We start from the raw sequence: 2,347 nt of genomic DNA on the forward strand, positions 1-2,347 counted from the left end.
CTGGGCGTCACCGCCCACCTGTCCACCGACGTGGCCTCGGCGCCCTTCCTGTGGGTCATCCCGCTGGCGCTCTACCTGCTGACCTTCGTCATCGCCTTCCAGAACAAGCCCTGGATCCCACTGCCCATCACCCTGATCGTCCAGGGCGCGGTCGGGGCGGTCTGCGTGCTGCTGGTCGCCTTCCGCTCGGCCAACTGGGGTCTGGCGTTCGGCATCAACATCATCGCCTTCTTCTTCGCCGCCCTGATGTGCCACCAGCTGCTGGCCAAGCGGCGGCCCGCGCCGGATCGGCTGACCGAATTCTACCTGCTGATGTCGCTGGGCGGCGTGGTTGGCGGCGCCTTCACGGCCCTGCTGGCCCCCGTGATCTTCAACATGGTCTGGGAGTATCCGCTGGTCCTGGTTCTGGTCGGCCTGGCCCGGCCGTGGGGCAAGGGCGAGATCACCGGCAAGCTCCTGGGCGCCCTGATCGCCGCCGCCGCGGTGGCCGCCGCGCCGGTCCTGCTGTCGTTGTGGCTGGATTCCAACGACGAGGCGCGCCGGGCCTTCTACCAGTTCTTCCCGCTCGGCATGGGTCAGCTGGCCATGTTCATGCTGATCCCGGCGGCGATCTGCGCCTTCCTGGTCCGCGACCGGGCGCCGGTCTACACCGTCATCCTGGTGATGATCGCCCTGTCGTCGCAGTGGATCGCGCGGGGCTACGACTGGACCTTCTCGGAGCGCAGCTTCTTCGGCGTCATGCGGGTGGCCAATGTGCAGGACCCCCGGCTGGGCGGCGATGTCCATGTGCTGATGCACGGCACCACCCTGCACGGAGCGCAGGCGCGGCACGGGCACAACGAGTGCGCGCCGACCCTCTACTACAACGTCGCCACCCCCATCGGTCAGTCGGCCCTGATGGTGCAGCAGCGCGGGCCCGCCCGGATCGGCGTGGTGGGGCAGGGCTCGGGCGCCATGGCGGCCTACAAGCGCCCGGTCGACCGCATGACCTTCTTCGAGATCGATCCGGCGGTGGACCGGCTGTCGCGCGATCCCAAATGGTTCACCTACATCTCGAAATGCGCCGAGGGGCCGATCGACACCGTGCTGGGCGACGCGCGCCTGACGCTGAACCATCAGCCCGCGGGCAGCTACGATCTGTTGATCATCGACGCCTTCTCGTCGGACGCGGTGCCGACCCACCTGCTGACCGCCGAGGCGATCCAGGGCTATCTGCGCCTGCTGAAGCCGAACGGGGTGGTGTTGCTGCACCTGTCGAACCGCAACCTCGAGATCACCCTGCCGGCCATCGCCGCGGCCCAGCAGCTGGGCGTGCCGAGCCTGCACCAGATCTACTATGAGGGGGATCAGTCGCCCGACATGTCGGAAGCCTCGACCGAGGCCCTGATCCTGTCGCCGACCGCGCAAGGCCTGGCGGACTTCACCCGCGACCCGCGCTGGACGACGCCCGGCCGGACCTCGGTGCGGCCGTGGACGGACGACTACGTCAACCTGTTCGGGGCGCTGTGGCGCAGCCGCTTCCCGCCGCCGGAACGCCCGCTCTAGGGGGAGGGCAGTTCCAGCGTCGCCACGGCCTGGGCCGCCAGGCCCTCGCCGCGGCCGGTGAAGCCCAGACCCTCGGTCGTCGTCGCCTTCACGCTGACGGCGTCCAGAGGCAGGTTCAGGATCTCGGCCAGCCGCTCGCGCATGGCCTGCCGGTGCGGCTTCACCTTGGGCCGCTCGCAGATCAGGGTCACGTCCACGTTCGACAGCCGCCCGCCGCGCGCGCGGACCAGATCGGCCGCATGCTTCAGGAACAGGTCCGACGAGGCGCCCTTCCACTGCGGATCGGTGGGCGGGAAATGATCGCCGATGTCGCCTTCGCCCAGCGCGCCCAGGATGGCGTCGGTCAGGGCGTGCAGGCCGGCGTCGGCGTCCGAGTGCCCGATCAGGGTCTGGTCATGCGGCACTTCCAGCCCGCACAGCCACACCGACGATCCCGGGCCCCAGCGGTGCACGTCGTAGCCCTGGCCGACGCGGACGGTGCGGGGGATCAGGGCCTCGGCCATGGCGAAATCCTCGGGGAAGGTCAGTTTCATCAGGCGGGCGTCGCCCTCGACGATGCGGACGCGGCCGCCGGCGCGCTCGACCACGGTCGCCTCGTCCGTGGCGGTCTCGCCCTCCGGCCAGGCGGCGAAGGCCTCGGTCAGGGTCTTCAGGCGGAAGGCCTGCGGGGTCTGGGCGCGCCACAGGGCCTCGCGCTCCACCGCGCCGGACACCACCCCGTCCACTGCGCGGCGCAGGCTGTCGGCGACGGGCAGGGCGGGCAGGGCGCCGTCGGCGTCATCCAGCGCCTGGACGCAGCGGG

Annotated in this window: 2 protein-coding genes; one reads left to right on the plus strand and one right to left on the minus strand. The window is 70.6% G+C overall.

Features of this window, described 5'->3' with window-relative positions:
• Positions 1 to 1,545, plus strand: a 1,545-nt coding sequence (locus tag Q0C81_RS18105) for a spermidine synthase (protein ID WP_291841207.1), incomplete at its 5' end; no start/stop codon positions are given.
• Here the strand turns inward: Q0C81_RS18105 and ispF are convergent.
• Positions 1,542 to 2,347 (minus strand): 2-C-methyl-D-erythritol 2,4-cyclodiphosphate synthase (gene ispF / locus Q0C81_RS18110; RefSeq protein WP_291841209.1); only part of this gene is annotated, 806 nt, incomplete at its 5' end. The two genes, Q0C81_RS18105 and ispF, sit on opposite strands and share 4 nt — an antisense overlap.

The organism is Brevundimonas sp., from assembly GCF_023259385.1.
Taxonomy (GTDB): Bacteria; Pseudomonadota; Alphaproteobacteria; order Caulobacterales; family Caulobacteraceae; genus Brevundimonas.